General features: G+C 49.8%; 1 protein-coding gene. It reads left to right on the top strand.

Annotated features, from left to right (window positions below; all coding sequences use genetic code 11):
* Positions 1 to 438 precede the first annotated feature (438 nt).
* Entirely contained in the window at positions 439 to 25809 is a 25371-nt protein-coding gene (locus AC2117_RS04000; protein ID WP_133972077.1) for a BapA/Bap/LapF family large adhesin, read from the top strand.
* Positions 25810 to 25929: the final 120 nt, after the last annotated feature.

The raw sequence follows: 25929 nt of genomic DNA on the forward strand, positions 1-25929 counted from the left end.
TTATAAGATATTTAAAAATTAGGTTTTAGTGTAATAGTAAAATATTACCTAAAGCCTTTTTTTTCTATATGTATCATTAATAATATATTTTATTTTATTAAGATATTATTAATTGTTATATGAATATTTTAATTAAATGATATTTCAACAAATGGTAAATAATAAAATAAGAAATTTGTTTTATATATAAAACATTTAAGGTGGTTTTTCCTTAAATTAACACAAGATAAACTTAAAAAAGACTTATATATAATTTGTATTAATTAAAATTTTTTCTGTAGGTACTTTAGTATTTGTTTTTTTTATTTTAAAGTGGTTAATGTAAAAATGATCACATTACTTAATGTTTTTAAGTTGTAGGTCAAAAACTTGAAAACATTAAGTAAAAAGAATTATACATAAAATCATTTAAATCAATAATATAAAAGGAATACAGATATGCCTGAAATACAAATAATTGCCAAGGATAGTCACGACACCTTGTCAACCATCAAGGGAACTTCTGCTTCGCTTACAGAAGCATCGGTCGTATTGGTAAAAGTGGCTGCCAGTGATGTATTGGTAGTGAATAGAGAGGGAACCAATGCAGTCATTCGCCTGAAAAATGGTGAGACTATTGTTATTGAAGGCTTTTTTAGTGGAACAGCTGAGCCTAAAGATAACAGCCTTGTTTTTCAAGACGAAAATGGACAGCTAATCTGGGCAAAATTCAAAGATGCTGAAAATGATGCAGACGCGGATGCGGATGCCGATGCGGATGCCGACAGTGATGTTGACCCACAAGCACTCGTAGCCGAAGATTTACCAGCGGCTTTACCTGCAGAGGCACCACAAGAGTTGGTGTCTGATGTTATTTATCAGCCTATTTCTTCAATTGAACCATTGCTTTACCACGATGCGGGCATAAACCCATGGTTATGGGCTATCCCATTAGTTGCGGGTGGTATCATTGCAGCAGCATCAAACAGTGATAGCGATGATGACGACTCTTCAACACCTACCGACACAACACCACCAAATACAGATGGGGTAACTTTTTCGGTTAATCCAGTTACATCTGATAATGTAATCAACTCATCAGAAGCAGCTGGTAACGTTACGATTACTGGTATTCTTAAAAATATTCCAACAGATGCGGCGAATACAGCCGTTACAGTTGTTATTAATGGGGTGACTTATACCGCAACTGTAGACAAGGTTGCAGGTACATGGACAGTAAGTGTGCCGGGCAGTGGCTTAACGACAGATGCAGATAAAACGATTGATGCGAAAGTAACGTTTACAGATGCAGCAGGTAATAGCAGCACTGTTAACGACACACAAACATATACAGTTGATACTACCGCACCAGCAGCACCAGTGATTGACCCGGTTAACGGGACAGATCCAATTACAGGTACAGCAGAACCTGGTTCAACAGTGACAGTAACTTATCCTGATGGCAGTACAGCAAGTGTTGTAGCAGGACCGGATGGTAACTGGACTGTGCCAAATCCAGGTCTTAATGATGGCGATGAAGTTGAAGCGATTGCTACAGATCCGGCAGGCAACCCGTCATTGCCGGGCACAGCTATTGTTGATGCAGTTGGTCCAAATACGGATGGTGTTGACTTTGCAGTTGACTCTGTCACAGCGGACAACTTGATTAATGCGTCAGAAGCAGCTGGTAACGTTACGATTACAGGTGTTCTCAAAAACGTTCCGGCGGATGCGGCTACTACAGCCGTTACAGTTGTTATTAATGGGGTGACCTATACCGCAACTGTAGACAAGGTTGCAGGTACATGGACAGTAAGTGTGCCGGGCAGTGGCTTAACGGCAGATGCAGATAAAACAATTGATGCGAAAGTAACGTTTACAGATGCAGCAGGTAATAGCAGCACTGTTAACGACACACAAACATATACAGTTGATACTACCGCACCAGCAGCACCAGTGATTGACCCGGTTAACGGGACAGATCCAATTACAGGTACAGCAGAACCTGGTTCAACAGTGACAGTAACTTATCCTGATGGCAGTACAGCAAGTGTTGTAGCAGGACCGGATGGTAACTGGACTGTGCCAAATCCAGGTCTTAATGATGGCGATGAAGTTGAAGCGATTGCTACAGATCCGGCAGGCAACCCATCATTACCCGGAACAGCTATTGTTGATGCAGTTGGCCCAAATACGGATGGTGTTAACTTTGCAGTTGACTCTGTCACAGCGGACAACGTGATTAATGCGTCAGAAGCATCAGGTAATGTCACAATTACAGGTGTTCTCAAAAACGTTCCGGCGGATGCGGCTACTACAGCCGTTACAGTTGTTATTAATGGGGTAACTTATACTGCAACTGTAGACGGTGTAGCGGGTACATGGACAGTAAGTGTGCCGGGCAGTGGCTTAACGGCAGATGCAGATAAAACAATTGATGCGAAAGTAACGTTTACAGATGCAGCAGGTAATAGCAGCACTGTTAACGACACACAAACATATACAGTTGATACTACCGCACCAGCAGCACCAGTGATTGACCCGGTTAACGGGACAGATCCAATTACAGGTACAGCAGAACCTGGTTCAACAGTGACAGTAACTTATCCTGATGGCAGTACAGCAAGTGTTGTAGCAGGACCGGATGGTAACTGGACTGTGCCAAATCCAGGTCTTAATGATGGCGATGAAGTTGAAGCGATTGCTACAGATCCGGCAGGCAACCCATCATTACCCGGAACAGCTATTGTTGATGCAGTTGGCCCAAATACGGATGGTGTTAACTTTGCAGTTGACTCTGTCACAGCGGACAACGTGATTAATGCGTCAGAAGCATCAGGTAATGTCACAATTACAGGTGTTCTCAAAAACGTTCCGGCGGATGCGGCTACTACAGCCGTTACAGTTGTTATTAATGGGGTAACTTATACTGCAACTGTAGACGGTGTAGCGGGTACATGGACAGTAAGTGTGCCGGGCAGTGGCTTAACGGCAGATGCAGATAAAACAATTGATGCGAAAGTAACGTTTACAGATGCAGCAGGTAATAGCAGCACTGTTAACGACACACAAACATATACAGTTGATACTACTGCACCAGCAGCACCAGTGATTGACCCGGTTAACGGGACAGATCCAATTACAGGTACAGCAGAAGCGGGTTCAACCGTAACTGTGACCTATCCTGATGGCACGACTGCAACTGTAGTGGCAGGCACAGACGGAACATGGTCAGTACCAAACCCGGGTAACCTGGTGGATGGTGATACTGTTACAGCAACAGCGACTGACCCTGCAGGCAATACTTCATTGCCAGGCACCGGTACAGTCTCTGCCGACATCACGGCACCTGTGGTTGCGCTTGATGACGTGTTGACTAACGACAGCACACCAGCACTCACCGGTACAGTGAACGATCCGGCAGCAACAGTAGTGGTGAATGTGGATGGCGTTGACTATCCGGCGACTAACAATGGTGACGGCACCTGGACGCTTGCAGACAATACACTGCCTGCACTAACAGACGGTCCACACACCATTACCGTGACGGCAATTGACCCTGCAGGCAATGCAGGAACAGATACTGCAGTGGTGACGATTGATACCACCGCACCAAATGCACCGGTACTTGATCCAATCAATGCAACTGACCCGGTGAGCGGTACAGCAGAACCTGGTTCAACCGTGACTGTGACCTATCCTGATGGCAGCACTGCAACAGTGGTGGCAGGCACAGACGGCAGCTGGTCAGTACCAAACCCGGGTAACCTGGTAGATGGCGATACAGTGACTGCAACAGCGACTGACCCTGCAGGCAATACATCATTGCCGGGCACAGGTACAGTCTCTGCAGACATCACACCGCCGGTGGTTGCGCTGGATGATGTACTCACTAACGACAGCACACCAGCACTCACCGGTACAGTGAACGATCCGACAGCAACAGTAGTGGTGAATGTGGATGGCGTTGACTATCCGGCGACGAACAATGGTGACGGCACCTGGACGCTTGCAGACAATACACTGCCTGCGTTAACTGATGGTCCACACACCATTACCGTGACGGCAACTGACCCTGCAGGCAATGCAGGAACAGATACTGCAGTGGTAACCATTGATACCACAGCACCAAATGCACCGGTACTTGATCCAATCAATGCAACTGACCCGGTGAGCGGTACAGCAGAACCTGGTTCAACCGTGACTGTGACCTATCCTGATGGCAGCACTGCAACAGTGGTGGCAGGCACAGACGGCAGCTGGTCAGTACCAAACCCGGGTAACCTGGTAGATGGCGATACAGTGACTGCAACAGCGACTGACCCTGCAGGCAATACATCATTGCCGGGCACAGGTACAGTCTCTGCAGACATCACACCGCCGGTGGTTGCGCTGGATGATGTACTCACTAACGACAGCACACCAGCACTCACCGGTACAGTGAACGATCCGACAGCAACAGTAGTGGTGAATGTGGATGGCACTGACTATCCGGCGACGAACAATGGTGACGGCACCTGGACGCTTGCAGACAATACACTGCCTGCGTTAACTGATGGTCCACACACCATTACCGTGACTGCAACCGATGCAGCAGGCAATGCGGGTACCGATACGGCAGTGGTGACCATTGATACCACAGCACCAAATGCACCGGTACTTGATCCAATCAATGCAACTGACCCGGTGAGCGGTACAGCAGAACCTGGTTCAACCGTGACTGTCAGCTTCCCTGACGGTACCACTGCAACTGTAGTGGCAGGCACAGACGGAACATGGTCAGTACCAAACCCGGGTAACCTGGTGGATGGTGATACTGTTACAGCAACAGCGACTGACCCTGCAGGCAATACTTCATTGCCAGGCACCGGTACAGTCTCTGCCGACATCACAGCACCTGTGGTTGCGCTGGATGATGTACTCACCAACGACAGCACCCCAGCGCTTACCGGTACAGTCAATGATCCAACAGCAACTGTGGTGGTGAATGTGGATGGTGTTGACTACCCGGCGACGAACAATGGCGATGGTACCTGGACGCTTGCAGACAATAGCTTGCCTGCACTAACCGATGGTCCACACACCATTACCGTGACGGCAACTGACCCTGCAGGCAATGCAGGAACAGATACTGCAGTGGTGACGATTGATACCACCGCACCAAATGCACCGGTACTTGATCCAATCAATGCAACCGATCCAGTCAGCGGTACAGCAGAAGCGGGATCAACCGTAACTGTGACCTATCCTGATGGCAGCACTGCAACTGTAGTGGCAGGCACAGACGGAACATGGTCAGTACCAAACCCGGGTAACCTGGTGGATGGCGATACTGTTACAGCAACAGCGACTGACCCTGCAGGCAATACTTCATTGCCAGGCACAGGTACCGTCTCTGCCGACATCACGGCACCTGTGGTTGCGCTTGATGACGTGTTGACTAACGACAGCACACCAGCACTCACTGGTACAGTCAATGATCCAACAGCAACTGTGGTGGTGAATGTGGATGGCACTGACTATCCGGCAGTAAACAATGGCGATGGCACCTGGACACTTGCAGACAATAGCTTGCCTGCACTAACAGACGGTCCACACACCATTACCGTGACGGCAACTGACCCTGCAGGCAATGCAGGAACAGATACGGCAGTGGTGACGATTGATACCACCGCACCAAATGCACCGGTACTTGATCCAATCAATGCAACAGATCCAGTCAGCGGTACAGCAGAAGCGGGTTCAACCGTGACTGTGACCTATCCTGATGGCAGCACTGCAACTGTAGTGGCAGGCACAGACGGAACATGGTCAGTACCAAACCCGGGTAACCTGGTGGATGGTGATACTGTTACAGCAACAGCGACTGACCCAGCAGGCAATACTTCATTGCCAGGCACCGGTACAGTCTCTGCCGACATTACAGCACCTGTGGTTGCGCTTGATGATGTACTCACCAACGACAGCACACCTGCGCTTACCGGTACAGTCAATGATCCAACAGCAACTGTGGTGGTGAATGTGGATGGTGTTGACTACCCGGCGACGAACAATGGCGATGGCACCTGGACGCTTGCAGACAATAGCTTGCCTGCACTAACAGACGGTCCACACACCATTACCGTGACGGCAACTGACCCTGCAGGCAATGCAGGAACAGATACGGCAGTGGTGACGATTGATACCACCGCACCAAATGCACCGGTACTTGATCCAATCAATGCAACCGATCCAGTCAGCGGTACAGCAGAAGCGGGATCAACCGTAACTGTGACCTATCCTGATGGCACGACTGCAACTGTAGTGGCAGGCACAGACGGAACATGGTCAGTACCAAACCCGGGTAACCTGGTGGATGGTGATACTGTTACAGCAACAGCGACTGACCCTGCAGGCAATACTTCATTGCCAGGCACCGGTACAGTTTCTGCCGACATCACGGCACCTGTGGTTGCGCTTGATGACGTGTTGACTAACGACAGCACACCAGCACTCACTGGTACAGTCAATGATCCAACAGCAACTGTGGTGGTGAATGTGGATGGCACTGACTATCCGGCAGTAAACAATGGCGATGGCACCTGGACACTTGCAGACAATAGCTTGCCTGCACTGACTGATGGTCCACACACCATTACCGTGACGGCAACTGACCCTGCAGGCAATGCAGGAACAGATACGGCAGTGGTGACGATTGATACCACCGCACCAAATGCACCGGTACTTGATCCAATCAATGCAACCGATCCAGTCAGCGGTACAGCAGAAGCGGGATCAACCGTGACTGTGACCTATCCTGATGGCAGCACTGCAACTGTAGTGGCAGGCACAGACGGAACATGGTCAGTACCAAACCCGGGTAACCTGGTGGATGGTGATACTGTTACAGCAACAGCGACTGACCCTGCAGGCAATACTTCATTGCCAGGCACAGGTACCGTCTCTGCCGACATCACGGCACCTGTGGTTGCGCTTGATGACGTGTTGACTAACGACAGCACACCAGCACTCACTGGTACAGTCAATGATCCAACAGCAACTGTGGTGGTGAATGTGGATGGCACTGACTATCCGGCAGTAAACAATGGCGATGGCACCTGGACACTTGCAGACAATAGCTTGCCTGCACTAACAGACGGTCCACACACCATTACCGTGACGGCAACTGACCCTGCAGGCAATGCAGGAACAGATACGGCAGTGGTGACGATTGATACCACCGCACCAAATGCACCGGTACTTGATCCAATCAATGCAACAGATCCAGTCAGCGGTACAGCAGAAGCGGGATCAACCGTAACTGTGACCTATCCTGATGGCAGCACTGCAACTGTAGTGGCAGGCACAGACGGAACATGGTCAGTACCAAACCCGGGTAACCTGGTGGATGGCGATACTGTTACAGCAACAGCGACTGACCCTGCAGGCAATACTTCATTGCCAGCTACAGGTACCGTCTCTGCCGACATCACGGCACCTGTGGTTGCGCTTGATGACGTGTTGACTAACGACAGCACACCAGCACTCACTGGTACAGTCAATGATCCAACAGCAACTGTGGTGGTGAATGTGGATGGCACTGACTATCCGGCAGTAAACAATGGCGATGGCACCTGGACACTTGCAGACAATAGCTTGCCTGCACTAACAGACGGTCCACACACCATTACCGTGACGGCAACTGACCCTGCAGGCAATGCAGGAACAGATACGGCAGTGGTGACGATTGATACCACCGCACCAAATGCACCGGTACTTGATCCAATCAATGCAACAGATCCAGTCAGCGGTACAGCAGAAGCGGGTTCAACCGTGACTGTGACCTATCCTGATGGCAGCACTGCAACTGTAGTGGCAGGCACAGACGGAACATGGTCAGTACCAAACCCGGGTAACCTGGTGGATGGTGATACTGTTACAGCAACAGCGACTGACCCAGCAGGCAATACTTCATTGCCAGGCACCGGTACAGTCTCTGCCGACATTACAGCACCTGTGGTTGCGCTTGATGATGTACTCACCAACGACAGCACACCTGCGCTTACCGGTACAGTCAATGATCCAACAGCAACTGTGGTGGTGAATGTGGATGGTGTTGACTACCCGGCGACGAACAATGGCGATGGCACCTGGACGCTTGCAGACAATAGCTTGCCTGCACTAACAGACGGTCCACACACCATTACCGTGACGGCAACTGACCCTGCAGGCAATGCAGGAACAGATACGGCAGTGGTGACGATTGATACCACCGCACCAAATGCACCGGTACTTGATCCAATCAATGCAACCGATCCAGTCAGCGGTACAGCAGAAGCGGGATCAACCGTAACTGTGACCTATCCTGATGGCACGACTGCAACTGTAGTGGCAGGCACAGACGGAACATGGTCAGTACCAAACCCGGGTAACCTGGTGGATGGTGATACTGTTACAGCAACAGCGACTGACCCTGCAGGCAATACTTCATTGCCAGGCACCGGTACAGTCTCTGCCGACATCACGGCACCTGTGGTTGCGCTTGATGACGTGTTGACTAACGACAGCACACCAGCACTCACTGGTACAGTCAATGATCCAACAGCAACTGTGGTGGTGAATGTGGATGGCACTGACTATCCGGCAGTAAACAATGGCGATGGCACCTGGACACTTGCAGACAATAGCTTGCCTGCACTGACTGATGGTCCACACACCATTACCGTGACGGCAACTGACCCTGCAGGCAATGCAGGAACAGATACGGCAGTGGTGACGATTGATACCACCGCACCAAATGCACCGGTACTTGATCCAATCAATGCAACAGATCCAGTCAGCGGTACAGCAGAAGCGGGGTCAACCGTGACTGTGACCTATCCTGATGGCAGCACTGCAACTGTAGTGGCAGGCACAGACGGAACATGGTCAGTACCAAACCCGGGTAACCTGGTGGATGGTGATACTGTTACAGCAACAGCGACTGACCCTGCAGGCAATACTTCATTGCCAGGCACCGGTACAGTTTCTGCCGACATTACAGCACCTGTGGTGGCACTGGATGATGTACTCACCAACGACAGCACACCTGCGCTTACCGGTACAGTCAATGATCCAACAGCAACTGTGGTTGTGAATGTGGATGGTGTTGACTACCCGGCGACGAACAATGGCGATGGCACCTGGACGCTTGCAGACAATAGCTTGCCTGCACTAACCGATGGTCCACACACCATTACCGTGACGGCAACTGACCCTGCAGGCAATGCAGGAACAGATACTGCAGTGGTGACGATTGATACCACCGCACCAAATGCACCGGTACTTGATCCAATCAATGCAACCGATCCAGTCAGCGGTACAGCAGAAGCGGGATCAACCGTGACTGTGACCTATCCTGATGGCAGCACTGCAACAGTTGTGGCAGGCACAGACGGAACATGGTCAGTACCAAACCCGGGTAACCTGGTGGATGGTGATACTGTTACAGCAACAGCGACTGACCCTGCAGGCAATACTTCATTGCCAGGCACCGGTACAGTTTCTGCCGACATCACAGCACCTGTGGTTGCGCTTGATGATGTACTCACCAACGACAGCACACCTGCGCTTACCGGTACAGTCAATGATCCAACAGCAACTGTGGTTGTGAATGTGGATGGTGTTGATTACCCGGCGACGAACAATGGCGATGGTACCTGGACGCTTGCAGACAATAGCTTGCCTGCACTAACAGACGGTCCACACACGATTACCGTGACGGCAACTGACCCTGCAGGCAATGCAGGAACAGATACGGCAGTGGTGACGATTGATACCACAGCACCAAATGCACCGGTACTTGATCCAATCAATGCAACTGACCCGGTGAGCGGTACAGCAGAACCTGGTTCAACCGTGACTGTCAGCTTCCCTGACGGTACCACTGCAACTGTAGTGGCAGGCACAGACGGAACATGGTCAGTACCAAACCCGGGTAACCTGGTGGATGGTGATACTGTTACAGCAACAGCGACTGACCCTGCAGGCAATACTTCATTGCCAGGCACCGGTACAGTTTCTGCCGACATCACAGCACCTGTGGTTGCGCTTGATGATGTACTCACCAACGACAGCACACCTGCGCTTACCGGTACAGTCAATGATCCAACAGCAACTGTGGTTGTGAATGTGGATGGTGTTGATTACCCGGCGACGAACAATGGCGATGGTACCTGGACGCTTGCAGACAATAGCTTGCCTGCACTAACAGACGGTCCACACACGATTACCGTGACGGCAACTGACCCTGCAGGCAATGCAGGAACAGATACGGCAGTGGTGACCATTGATACCACAGCACCAAATGCACCGGTACTTGATCCAATCAATGCAACTGACCCGGTGAGCGGTACAGCAGAACCTGGTTCAACCGTGACTGTCAGCTTCCCTGACGGTACCACTGCAACTGTAGTGGCAGGCACAGACGGAACATGGTCAGTACCAAACCCGGGTAACCTGGTGGATGGTGATACTGTTACAGCAACAGCGACTGACCCTGCAGGCAATACTTCATTGCCAGGCACCGGTACAGTCTCTGCCGACATCACAGCACCTGTGGTTGCGCTGGATGATGTACTCACCAACGACAGCACCCCAGCGCTTACCGGTACAGTCAATGATCCAACAGCAACTGTGGTGGTGAATGTGGATGGTGTTGACTACCCGGCGACGAACAATGGCGATGGTACCTGGACGCTTGCAGACAATAGCTTGCCTGCACTAACCGATGGTCCACACACCATTACCGTGACGGCAACTGACCCTGCAGGCAATGCAGGAACAGATACTGCAGTGGTGACGATTGATACCACCGCACCAAATGCACCGGTACTTGATCCAATCAATGCAACCGATCCAGTCAGCGGTACAGCAGAAGCGGGATCAACCGTAACTGTGACCTATCCTGATGGCAGCACTGCAACTGTAGTGGCAGGCACAGACGGAACATGGTCAGTACCAAACCCGGGTAACCTGGTGGATGGCGATACTGTTACAGCAACAGCGACTGACCCTGCAGGCAATACTTCATTGCCAGGTACAGGTACAGTTTCTGCCGACATCACAGCACCTGTGGTGGCACTCGATGATGTACTCACCAACGACAGCACCCCTGCGCTTACCGGTACAGTCAATGATCCAGCAGCAACTGTGGTTGTGAATGTGGATGGTGTTGATTACCCGGCGACGAACAATGGCGATGGCACCTGGACGCTTGCAGACAATAGCTTGCCTGCACTGACTGACGGTCCACACACCATTACCGTGACGGCAACTGACCCTGCAGGCAATGCAGGAACAGATACTGCAGTGGTGACGATTGATATCACCGCACCAAATGCACCGGTACTTGATCCAATCAATGCAACAGATCCAGTCAGCGGTACAGCAGAAGCGGGATCAACCGTGACTGTGACCTATCCTGATGGCAGCACTGCAACTGTAGTGGCAGGCACAGACGGAACATGGTCAGTACCAAACCCGGGTAACCTGGTGGATGGTGATACTGTTACAGCAACAGCGACTGACCCAGCAGGCAATACTTCATTGCCAGGCACCGGTACAGTCTCTGCCGACATTACAGCACCTGTGGTTGCGCTTGATGATGTACTCACCAACGACAGCACACCTGCGCTTACCGGTACAGTCAATGATCCAACAGCAACTGTGGTGGTGAATGTGGATGGTGTTGACTACCCGGCGACGAACAATGGCGATGGCACCTGGACGCTTGCAGACAATAGCTTGCCTGCACTAACAGACGGTCCACACACCATTACCGTGACGGCAACTGACCCTGCAGGCAATGCAGGAACAGATACTGCAGTGGTGACGATTGATACCACCGCACCAAATGCACCGGTACTTGATCCAATCAATGCAACAGATCCAGTCAGCGGTACAGCAGAAGCGGGATCAACCGTAACTGTGACCTATCCTGATGGCAGCACTGCAACTGTAGTGGCAGGCACAGACGGAACATGGTCAGTACCAAACCCGGGTAACCTGGTGGATGGCGATACTGTTACAGCAACAGCGACTGACCCTGCAGGCAATACTTCATTGCCAGCTACAGGTACAGTCTCTGCAGACATCACAGCGCCAGTGGTTGCGCTGGATGATGTACTCACTAACGACAGCACACCAGCACTCACCGGTACAGTGAACGATCCGGCAGCAACTGTGGTGGTGAATGTGGATGGTGTTGACTATCCGGCGACGAACAATGGTGACGGCACCTGGACGCTTGCAGACAATACACTGCCTGCGTTAACTGACGGTCCACACACCATTACCGTGACGGCAACTGACCCTGCAGGCAATGCAGGAACAGATACTGCAGTGGTGACGATTGATACTAGTGTTCCAGTTGTATCTTTAGATGATGTGACTACCAACGACACCACTCCAGCTTTAACAGGAGCAGTCAACGACCCAACAGCAACAATAGTTGTGAATGTTGATGGCACTGACTATCCGGCAGTGAACAATGGTGACGGTACTTGGACACTTGCAGATAATACATTGCCTGCATTAACAGATGGTCCACATACAGTCACCGTAACTGCGACAGATCCAGCTGGAAATATTGCAACTGATACTGCAACACTCACTATTGATACTGTACCGGCAGACCTGATCGGTGCGATCACGATCCCTGAAGACTTAAATGGCGACGGCATCCTGAATGCAGACGAACTCGGCACAGATGGCAGCTTCAATGCACAAGTGGCATTGGGACCAGATGCAACCGATGGCACAGTCGTGAATGTGAACGGTACTAACTACACCGTGACTGCAGCTGATATTACCAACGGCTTTATCACCGCAGCGATTGCTGTGACAGGCGAAGGCCCAGTCGCGATCCATGCCGAGGCAGTAGATGCACAAGGTAACGTGGATGTTGCAGATGCAGACGTCACAGTCACTGTAGATACCTTACCTGCAGACCTGATCGGCGCGATCACGATCCCTGAAGACTTAAATGGCGACGGTATCCTGAATGCAGACGAGCTAGGTACAGACGGCAGCTTCAATGCACAAGTGGCATTGGGAGCAGATGCAATCGACGGCACAGTCGTGAATGTTAACGGTACCAACTACACCGTGACAGCAGCTGACCTGACTAACGGCTTCATCACCGCAGCGATTGCTGTGACAGGCGAAGGCCCAGTCGCGATCCATGCAGAAGCAGTTGATCCACAAGGTAACGTGGATGTTGCAGATGCAGACGTCACAATCACTGTAGATACCTTACCGGCAGACCTGATCGGTGCGATCACGATCCCTGAAGACTTAAATGGCGACGGTATCCTGAATGCAGACGAGCTCGGTACAGACGGCAGCTTCAATGCACAAGTGGCATTGGGTGCAGATGCAATCGATGGCACAGTCGTGAATGTGAACGGTACTAACTACACCGTGACAGCAGCTGATATTACCAACGGCTTCATCACCGCAGCGATTGCTGTGACAGGCGAAGGCCCAGTCGCGATCCATGCAGAAGCAGTTGATCCACAAGGTAACGTGGATGTTGCAGATGCAGACGTGACAGTCACTGTAGATACCTTACCTGCAGACCTGATCGGTGCGATCACGATCCCTGAAGACTTAAATGGCGACGGTATCCTGAATGCAGACGAGCTCGGTACAGACGGCAGCTTCAATGCACAAGTGGCATTGGGAGCAGATGCAATCGATGGCACAGTCGTGAATGTGAACGGTACTAACTACACCGTGACAGCAGCTGATATTACCAACGGCTTCATCACCGCAGCGATTGCTGTGACAGGCGAAGGCCCAGTCGCGATCCATGCAGAAGCAGTTGATCCACAAGGTAACGTCGATGTTGCAGATGCAGACGTGACAGTCACTGTAGATACCTTACCTGCAGACCTGATCGGTGCGATCACGATCCCTGAAGACTTAAATGGCGACGGTATCCTGAATGCAGACGAGCTCGGTACAGATGGCAGCTTCAATGCACAAGTGGCGTTGGGACCAGATGCAATCGATGGCACAGTCGTGAATGTGAACGGTACTAACTACACCGTAACAGCAGCTGACCTGACTAACGGCTTTATCACCGCAGCGATTGCTGTGACAGGCGAAGGCCCAGTCGCGATCCATGCCGAGGCAGTTGATGCACAAGGTAACGTGGATGTTGCAGATGCAGACGTGACAGTAACGGTTGATACCTTACCGGCAGACCTGATCGGTGCGATCACGATCCCTGAAGACTTAAATGGCGACGGTATCCTGAATGCAGACGAGCTCGGTACAGATGGCAGCTTCAATGCACAAGTGGCGTTGGGTGCAGATGCAATCGATGGCACAGTCGTGAATGTCAATGGTGTGAACTACACCGTGACTGCAGCTGACCTGACTAACGGCTTTATCACCGCAGCGATTGCTGTGACAGGCGAAGGCCCAGTCGCGATCCATGCCGAGGCAGTTGATCCACAAGGTAACGTGGATGTTGCAGATGCAGACGTGACAGTCACTGTAGATACCTTACCTGCAGACCTGATCGGTGCGATCACGATCCCTGAAGACTTAAATGGCGACGGTATCCTGAATGCAGACGAGTTAGGCACAGATGGCAGCTTCAATGCACAAGTGGCGTTGGGAGCAGATGCAATCGATGGCACAGTCGTGAATGTCAATGGTGTGAACTACACCGTAACAGCAGCTGACCTGACTAACGGCTTTATCACCGCAGCGATTGCTGTGACAGGCGAAGGCCCAGTCGCGATCCATGCAGAAGCAGTCGATCCACAAGGTAACGTCGATGTTGCAGATGCAGACGTGACAGTAACGGTTGATACCTTACCTGCAGACCTGATCGGTGCGATCACGATCCCTGAAGACTTAAATGGCGACGGTATCCTGAATGCAGACGAGCTCGGTACAGACGGCAGCTTCAATGCACAAGTGGCGTTGGGAGCAGATGCAATCGATGGCACAGTGGTCAATGTTAACGGTACCAACTACACCGTAACAGCAGCTGACCTGACCAACGGCTTTATCACCGCAGCGATTGCTGTGACAGGCGAAGGCCCAGTCGCGATCCATGCCGAGGCAGTTGATGCGCAAGGTAACGTCGATGTTGCAGATGCAGACGTCACAGTAACGGTTGATACCTTACCGGCAGACCTGATCGGTGCGATCACGATCCCTGAAGACTTAAATGGCGACGGTATCCTGAATGCAGACGAGCTCGGTACAGATGGCAGCTTCAATGCACAAGTGGCGTTGGGTGCAGATGCAATCGATGGCACAGTCGTGAATGTCAATGGTGTGAACTACACCGTAACAGCAGCTGACCTGACCAACGGCTTCATCACCGCAGCGATTGCTGTGACAGGCGAAGGCCCAGTCGCGATCCATGCCGAGGCAGTTGATGCGCAAGGTAACGTCGATGTTGCAGATGCAGACGTCACAGTAACGGTTGATACCTTACCGGCAGACCTGATCGGTGCGATCACGATCCCTGAAGACTTAAATGGCGACGGTATCCTGAATGCAGACGAGCTCGGTACAGATGGCAGCTTCAATGCACAAGTGGCGTTGGGTGCAGATGCAATCGATGGCACAGTCGTGAATGTGAACGGAACCAGCTACACCGTGACAGCAGCTGATATTACCAACGGCTTTATCACCGCAGCGATTGCTGTCACAGGCGAAGGCCCTGTGGCAATCCATGCAGAAGCAGTTGATCCACAAGGTAACGTGGATGTTGCAGATGCAGACGTCACAGTAACGGTTGATACCTTACCTGCAGACCTGATCGGTGCGATCACGATCCCTGAAGACTTAAATGGCGACGGTATCCTGAATGCAGACGAGCTCGGTACAGATGGCAGCTTCAATGCACAAGTGGCATTGGGAGCAGATGCAATCGATGGCACAGTGGTCAATGTTAACGGTACTAACTACACCGTGACAGCAGCTGATATTACCAACGGCTTCATCACCGCAGCGATTGCTGTGACAGGCGAAGGCCCAGTCGCGATCCATGCAGAAGCAGTTGATCCACAAGGTAACGTCGATGTTGCAGATGCAGACGTCACAGTAACGGTTGATACCTTACCGGCAGACCTGATCGGTGCGATCACGATCCCTGAAGACTTAAATGGCGACGGTATCCTGAATGCAGACGAACTCGGCACAGATGGCAGCTTCAATGCACAAGTGGCGTTGGGTGCAGATGCAATCGATGGCACAGTGGTCAATGTTAACGGTACTAACTACACCGTGACTGCAGCTGATATTACCAACGGCTTCATCACCGCAGCGATTGCTGTGACAGGCGAAGGCCCTGTGGCGATCCATGCAGAAGCAGTCGATCCACAAGGTAACGTCGATGTTGCAGATGCAGACGTGACAGTAACGGTTGATACCTTACCGGCAGACCTGATCGGTGCGATCACGATCCCTGAAGACTTAAATGGCGACGGCATCCTGAATGCAGACGAGCTAGGCACAGATGGCAGCTTCAATGCACAAGTGGCATTGGGTGCAGATGCAATCGATGGCACAGTGGTCAATGTGAACGGAACCAGCTACACCGTGACAGCAGCTGATATTACCAACGGCTTTATCACCGCAGCGATTGCTGTCACAGGCGAAGGCCCTGTGGCGATCCATGCAGAAGCAGTCGATCCACAAGGTAACGTCGATGTTGCAGATGCAGACGTGACAGTAACGGTTGATACCTTACCGGCAGACCTGATCGGTGCGATCACGATCCCTGAAGACTTAAATGGCGACGGCATCCTGAATGCAGACGAGCTAGGCACAGATGGCAGCTTCAATGCACAAGTGGCATTGGGTGCAGATGCAATCGATGGCACAGTCGTGAATGTGAACGGAACCAGCTACACCGTGACAGCAGCTGATATTACCAACGGCTTTATCACCGCAGCGATTGCTGTCACAGGCGAAGGCCCTGTGGCAATCCATGCAGAAGCAGTAGATGCACAAGGTAACGTGGATGTTGCAGATGCAGACGTCACAGTCACTGTAGATACCTTACCTGCAGACCTGATCGGCGCGATCACGATCCCTGAAGACTTAAATGGCGACGGTATCCTGAATGCAGACGAGCTCGGTACAGACGGCAGCTTCAATGCACAAGTGGCGTTGGGAGCAGATGCAATCGATGGCACAGTCGTGAATGTTAACGGCACTAACTACACCGTGACAGCAGCTGACCTGACCAACGGCTTTATCACCGCAGCGATTGCTGTGACAGGCGAAGGCCCAGTCGCGATCCATGCAGAAGCAGTTGATCCACAAGGTAACGTGGATGTTGCAGATGCAGACGTGACAGTAACGGTTGATACCTTACCTGCAGACCTGATCGGCGCGATCACGATCCCTGAAGACTTAAATGGCGACGGTATCTTAAATGCAGACGAACTCGGCACAGATGGCAGCTTCAATGCACAAGTGGCATTGGGACCGGATGCAATCGATGGCACAGTCGTGAATGTTAACGGCACTAACTACACCGTAACAGCAGCTGACCTGACCAACGGCTTCATCACCGCAGCGATTGCTGTGACAGGCGAAGGCCCTGTCGCGATCCATGCAGAAGCAGTTGATCCACAAGGTAACGTCGATGTTGCAGATGCAGACGTGACAGTAACGGTTGATACCTTACCTGCTGACCTGATCGGTGCGATCACGATCCCTGAAGACTTAAATGGCGACGGCATCCTGAATGCAGACGAGCTCGGCACAGATGGCAGCTTCAATGCACAAGTGGCATTGGGACCGGATGCAATCGATGGCACAGTAGTCAATGTTAACGGCACTAACTACACCGTAACAGCAGCTGACCTGACCAACGGCTTCATCACCGCAGCGATTGCTGTGACAGGCGAAGGCCCTGTCGCGATCCATGCAGAAGCAGTAGATGCGCAAGGTAACGTCGATGTTGCAGATGCAGACGTGACAGTCACGGTTGATACCTTACCTGCAGACCTGATCGGCGCGATCACGATCCCTGAAGACTTAAATGGCGACGGTATCCTGAATGCAGACGAGCTAGGCACAGATGGCAGCTTCAATGCACAAGTGGCGTTGGGACCGGATGCAATCGATGGCACAGTAGTGAATGTTAACGGCACTAACTACACCGTAACAGCAGCTGATATTACCAACGGCTTTATCACCGCAGCGATTGCTGTGACAGGCGAAGGCCCTGTCGCGATCCATGCCGAGGCAGTAGATGCGCAAGGTAACGTGGATGTTGCAGATGCAGACGTCACAGTCACTGTAGATACCTTACCTGCAGACCTGATCGGTGCGATCACGATCCCTGAAGACTTAAATGGCGACGGTATCTTAAATGCAGACGAACTAGGCACAGATGGCAGCTTCAATGCACAAGTGGCATTGGGACCGGATGCAATCGATGGCACAGTGGTCAATGTTAACGGCACTAACTACACCGTAACAGCAGCTGACCTGACCAACGGCTTTATCACCGCAGCGATTGCTGTGACAGGCGAAGGCCCAGTCGCGATCCATGCCGAGGCAGTAGATGCGCAAGGTAACGTCGATGTTGCAGATGCAGACGTCACAGTCACTGTAGATACCTTACCTGCAGACCTGATCGGTGCGATCACGATCCCTGAAGACTTAAATGGCGACGGTATCCTGAATGCAGACGAGTTAGGCACAGATGGCAGCTTCAATGCACAAGTGGCATTGGGACCGGATGCAATCGATGGCACAGTGGTCAATGTTAACGGTACCAACTACACCGTAACAGCAGCTGACCTGACCAACGGCTTTATCACCGCAGCGATTGCTGTGACAGGCGAAGGCCCAGTCGCGATCCATGCCGAGGCAGTAGATGCGCAAGGTAACGTCGATGTTGCAGATGCAGACGTCACAGTCACTGTAGATACCTTACCTGCAGACCTGATCGGTGCGATCACGATCCCTGAAGACTTAAATGGCGACGGTATCTTAAACGCTGCGGAACTTGGTACAGACGGTACTTTCAATGCACAAGTGGCATTAGGACCGGATGCAATCGATGGCACAGTGGTCAATGTTAACGGTACCAACTACACCGTGACTGCAGCTGACCTTACAAATGGCTTTATCACAGCAACTCTTGCGGCAACAGCGGCAGATCCTGTGACTGGTCAGATTGTGATTCACGCTGAGGCTGTAGATGCGCAAGGTAACGTAGATGTTGCAGATGCAGACGTGACCTTAACCATCGACACAACTCCACAAGACCTGATTACAGCAATTACGGTTCCTGAAGACTTAAATGGCGACGGTATCTTAAACGCTGCGGAACTTGGTACAGACGGTACTTTCAATGCACAAGTGGCATTAGGACCGGATGCAATTGATGGCACAGTGGTCAATGTTAACGGTACCAACTACACCGTGACTGCAGCTGACCTTACAAATGGCTTTATCACAGCAACTCTTGCGGCAACAGCGGCAGATCCTGTGACTGGTCAGATTGTGATTCACGCTGAGGCTGTAGATGCGCAAGGTAACGTAGATGTTGCAGATGCAGACGTCACAGTCACGGTTGATACCTTACCTGCAGACCTGATCGGTGCGATCACGATCCCTGAAGACTTAAATGGCGACGGTATCCTGAATGCAGACGAGTTAGGCACAGATGGCAGCTTCAATGCACAAGTGGCGTTGGGACCGGATGCAATCGATGGCACAGTGGTCAATGTTAACGGTACCAACTACACCGTAACAGCAGCTGACCTGACCAACGGCTTTATCACCGCAGCGATTGCTGTGACAGGCGAAGGCCCAGTCGCGATCCATGCCGAGGCAGTAGATGCGCAAGGTAACGTAGATGTTGCAGATGCAGACGTAACCTTAACCATCGACACAACTCCACAAGACCTGATTACAGCAATTACGGTTCCTGAAGACTTAAATGGCGACGGTATCTTAAACGCTGCGGAACTTGGTACAGACGGTACTTTCAATGCACAAGTGGCATTGGGACCGGATGCAATTGATGGCACAGTGGTCAATGTTAACGGTACCAACTACACCGTGACTGCAGCTGACCTTACAAATGGCTTTATCACAGCAAATCTTGCGGCAACAGCGGCAGATCCTGTGACTGGTCAGATTGTGATTCACGCTGAGGCTGTAGATGCGCAAGGTAACGTAGATGTTGCAGATGCAGACGTGACCTTAACCATCGACACAACTCCACAAGACCTGATTACAGCAATTACGGTTCCTGAAGACTTAAATGGCGACGGTATCTTAAACGCTGCGGAACTTGGTACAGACGGTACTTTCAATGCACAAGTGGCATTGGGACCAGATGCAATTGATGGCACAGTGGTCAATGTTAACGGTACCAACTACACCGTGACTGCAGCTGACCTTACAAATGGCTTTATCACAGCAACTCTTGCGGCAACAGCGGCAGATCCTGTGACTGGTCAGATTGTGATTCACGCTGAGGCTGTAGATGCACAAGGTAACGTAGATGTTGCAGATGCAGACGTGACCTTAACCATCGACACAACTCCACAAGACCTGATTACAGCAATTACGGTTCCTGAAGACTTAAATGGCGACGGTATCTTAAACGCTGCGGAACTTGGTACAGACGGTACTTTCAATGCACAAGTGGCATTAGGACCAGATGCAATCGATGGCACAGTGGTCAATGTTAACGGTACCAACTACACCGTGACTGCAGCTGACCTTACAAATGGCTTTATCACAGCAACTCTTGCGGCAACAGCGGCAGATCCTGTGACTGGTCAGATTGTGATTCACGCTGAGGCTGTAGATGCGCAAGGTAACGTAGATGTTGCAGATGCAGACGTAACCTTAACCATCGACACAACTCCACAAGACCTGATTACAGCAATTACGGTTCCTGAAGACTTAAATGGCGACGGTATCTTAAACGCTGCGGAACTTGGTACAGACGGTACTTTCAATGCACAAGTGGCATTGGGACCGGATGCAATTGATGGCACAGTGGTCAATGTTAACGGTACCAACTACACCGTGACTGCAGCTGACCTTACAAATGGCTTTATCACAGCAAATCTTGCGGCAACAGCGGCAGATCCTGTGACTGGTCAGATTGTGATTCACGCTGAGGCTGTAGATGCGCAAGGTAACGTAGATGTTGCAGATGCAGACGTGACCTTAACCATCGACACAACTCCACAAGACCTGATTACAGCAATTACGGTTCCTGAAGACTTAAATGGCGACGGTATCTTAAACGCTGCGGAACTTGGTACAGACGGTACTTTCAATGCACAAGTGGCATTAGGACCGGATGCAATTGATGGCACAGTGGTCAATGTTAACGGTACCAACTACACCGTGACTGCAGCTGACCTTACAAATGGCTTTATCACAGCAACTCTTGCGGCAACAGCGGCAGATCCTGTGACTGGTCAGATTGTGATTCACGCTGAGGCTGTAGATGCGCAAGGTAACGTAGATGTTGCAGATGCAGACGTGACCTTAACCATCGACACAACTCCACAAGACCTGATTACAGCAATTACGGTTCCTGAAGACTTAAATGGCGACGGTATCTTAAACGCTGCGGAACTTGGTACAGACGGTACTTTCAATGCACAAGTGGCATTGGGACCAGATGCAATTGATGGCACAGTGGTCAATGTTAACGGTACCAACTACACCGTGACTGCAGCTGACCTTACAAATGGCTTTATCACAGCAACTCTTGCGGCAACAGCGGCAGATCCTGTGACTGGTCAGATTGTGATTCACGCTGAGGCTGTAGATGCACAAGGTAACGTAGATGTTGCAGATGCAGACGTAACAGTAACACTTGATGTTACTCCACCAGATATCACTACAACAGTGTTAGCAATTGACCCAGTTACTGCTGATAACATCCTAGATGCCACCGAAGCTGGCGGAACTGTGACCTTAACGGGTACGTTGACCAACATACCTGCGGATGCGGTCACAACAGGTGTTGTGGTAACTGTAAATGGTGTTGAATACGTTGCGACAGTAGATACAGCAGCAGGTACTTGGACCGTTGACGTAGCAGGTAGTGGCCTTGCAGTGGATACAGACTTAACAGTTGATGCTACGGCTACCTTCACAGACCTCGCTGGAAACAGTAGTACTCTTCAAGATACACAAACTTATACTCTTGCAAGTTCTATTGTTGCCTTTGATAACACTGATACAGCCGTACTTGCTCCTCAACCATTGCTTGTACAAGATGATGCCTCTTTAGGTAGCGAAACTTACCTAGCCTTGGTTTCACTTGCTGGACTTGATTTACAGCTTGGTTCTGAAGCAATTGATTTTACAGTGGGTGCTGGTCAAGAAGGCAATGCGACCTTTACCTACAGTGCCTTAATTGGTGTAGATGCACTATCTGACTATTCACTAGTTGTTCAGAAATTTGACACCGTAACAGGCGAATGGACTTCGGTCTATGGCGGTGGTGAAGCTGATATCCTTGATCTTACTTTACTAGGCTCAACTCCTGGTGTGGTTCTTGAAGGTCTAGAAGAAGGTCAATACCGTGCATTCATGACTTACAACGGTCTTCTAGGCATCGGTTTACTTGGTACCTTAACAGGGACAATGGATGTCTATGATACGACACAAGTAGGCGGATACTACACCGAAGTTGCCGATGGTAATGTTATTACTGATATTAATACCAGTGGTGAAATAGACATCGTAACTCCTACGACTGTAGTCACAGCGGTAAATGGTCAGCCTGTTACAGCGGTAGATACAGTGATCAACGGGTTGTATGGTACTTTGGTAATTGATCCAGACGGTACATACACTTACACACCTAACTTAGATTCCGCTGGAGTTGGTCAAACAGATGTGTTTGTCTACACATTAACTGATCCTCTAACTGGTGATACTGCTCAAGCAAATCTCAATATTCAATTGAGCTCTGTGAAAGCGGTAGACAATGTAGTAACGGCAGAAATTAACCCAGAGCCATTGCTTGTTGCAGATGATGTAGCTCTTGGAGATGCATCTTATCTTGCAGCCGTATCGTTGGCTGGTCTGGATTTACAATTGCTTGGTAACGAGGCAATTGAATTTACTGTTGATCCAAACCGTGAAGGTACAGCAACGTTCACATTCGATGCGATAATCACTGCCGATTTACTCAGTGATTATGCGATTGTTGTTCAGAAGTTTGATGAAGCAACAGGGCAATGGGTATCGATTGGCGGAACTAATCCAGAAGCTTCGCTTATCGATCTATCACTCATCGGTGGTACACCAACAGCCGTGCTTGAAGGATTGGATGCTGGTCAGTACCGTGCATTTATCGGATATGAAGGTTTGCTAGGCATAGGCTTAGGCGGAACATTAACTGGTACGATGGATGTCTATAATCCATACATCGTGGCTGGTTACTCTGTTGAACCGATCTCTGGTAATGTCATCAAAGATGCAAGCCTCATTGGTGAAGTTGATGCGGCAAGCAGCAGTGCTGTGATCTCTCAAGTTAACGGTGTTGCTGTTGATCCAGCTACTGGTGCAACAATTGTCGGTACTTACGGTACCTTGGTGATCGATCAAGATGGTAACTATACATATACACCAACTGTAAATGGGGAAAACCTTGGTCAGGTAGATCAATTTACCTACACCTTGCTTGATCCAGTAACAGGTAACACTTCTGAGGCAACACTTTATGTCCGCCTTGACAGTGACAGTGTAGATATGACTTGGAACGATGCAGATCCATCTCAACCAGCTGTAATTACTAGTCCGCTTCCAGTAGATGCAATGGATAACGTTGCTTCGGCTGAAATAGACATGGTGTACCCAGTAACAACTGAGGTACTTGATAATGCGATCAGCTATAACTGGTTACTCGGTGTAGGTGGAATTGTTATCGGTTCTAAAGAAGGTACTGCAACATTTACAGTTGACCCAGGTAACCTTACTGATGCCATTATTGCAGTGAACTTTGGTTCGGTTGCAACGGTTGTTGATGGTTTACATGTGGTATTAACACGATTAAATCCAGATGGCACGCGTACTGTAGTTGCTGATAGTTCTGATACTGGCGTGATTGATTTGTTAGGTATCTTTGGTTCTGAAGTTCAATTCAAGATTGATAACTTAAGTGCCGGTACTTATGAATTGTTCATGGAAAGCAACACACTTCTAACAGCTTTAGGTAGTGTTACTGCGGATATCACACTAAATCATGGTGATATTACTCAGCCTCCTGTACTGGTTGTTGATCCTGTGATTGGTAATGTACTTGCTGATGATAACTCTGCTGTTTACGGTACAAACTATGTACCAGACTACATTACGACAACTTCAGTAGTAACTACAGTTACAGCTGAAAATGGTAATACGTCTGCGGTTGTAGCAGGTACCCCAGCAACGATTGTTGGTGCATACGGAACTCTGACTATTGGCGCAGATGGTACTTATAGTTATCAGGCAACTGCAAATATGGCGAATGTAGGTAAAGTTGATAGCTTCACTTACACCGTCACAGATCCAGCGACTGGTAGAACAGATACCGCGACATTACATGTTCAAGTTGGTTCGCCTGATGTTGATGTAACCTGGAACACAGCGGATCCTTCGGTAGATGCTACGCTTCCAACACCTTCGGTAGTAGCTGATACAGATGATGCAACGATCAGTATGGCACCAGTGGTAGATCCACTTGTGGATGTAACAAGTCCGAATGTTTCAATTAGTCTTTTTGATAATAGTAATACTGTGTTGTCAAATAACTTTACCGTAGCTGCTAATACTGTAGCGGATGTTAATCTACAGATGCTTTATACAGCTACTTTAAGTTTATCAGCCTTGCCAACTGTAGGTTATGTAATTCAACGTTCTACAGATGGTGGCACAACTTGGGTAGATACAGTGTACTCTGGCTCTCAAACTGCTTTAGCTGGCGTTCTTGGTGCACCTGCTTTATCTGATTCAGTGGCTCATCTGTCAGAAGGCCTATACCGAGTACAATTCAGCTTATCTAGTTTGATATCAATTGGTAACGTAACTCTAGATACTGTAGTGAATACCACTGCTACGCATCTAGACCAATACACGCCAGATGGACAAACAGACTGGATTACTGGCAACGTACTTACTAATGATGTCGTAGAAGGTACTCAGCTCTATGTAATGAACTCAACAACTGGCACATATGAGCTAGCTGCTGGTCAAGGAGTGAATACTGGTGAAGGCACATTGTATCTATACAATGATGGCTCTTACTTCTACAAACCATTAGACAGTGCTGCTAATGCGACAGTTGATGTGATTGATTACAAATTAGTTTCGGTGATTGATGGTACTGAATATCCTTCTTCATTGACAATTAACTTGAGTCAAGAGTTGAATAGCCTTGCAGTAAGCACTGCGGCAAATGACACATTTGCTCTTGGTAACGGATCGGATACCTTGATCTACAACACATTAACAGCTGCGAGTGTCACTAACGCAACTGGCGGTAACACAACAGGTGGTGGTGTAGATATATGGACTGACTTCCATGTAGGGGATACTACAACTGATGATCAGGCTGATAAGATTGACTTGAGTAACTTGTTAATTGGTTCTCAATCTAACTTAACAATCGGTCAATATGTGTCAGTAAGCTACGATGCTGGTACGCAAACTGCCACAATCAGCGTAGACCGTGATGGTGGACTAGTATTAGAAGGTACTTATACTGAAACACCATTGCTTCAATTGACTAACCTCACAGGCCCAGTCACATTGAATGACTTGATCAACAATGGTCAAATCATTTTCTAATCTGACAATCGACTTATAGAAAAAAGGGCCTTCGGGCTCTTTTTTTATGTTTAAACAATACGTTAACTTTGCTTTTAGAAGGGGCATGATATGATGCTTGATTAGCGCTTTATAGAACAA

Origin of the sequence: Acinetobacter calcoaceticus (genome assembly GCF_900520355.1) — a bacterium.
Lineage (GTDB): Bacteria > Pseudomonadota > Gammaproteobacteria > Pseudomonadales > Moraxellaceae > Acinetobacter > Acinetobacter calcoaceticus_C.

What these genes read in the sequence shown, in the direction of transcription:
- AC2117_RS04000 (WP_133972077.1), top strand. Translation starts at nt 439, where the DNA reads ATGCCTGAAATACAAATAATTGCCAAGGATAGTCACGACACCTTGTCA.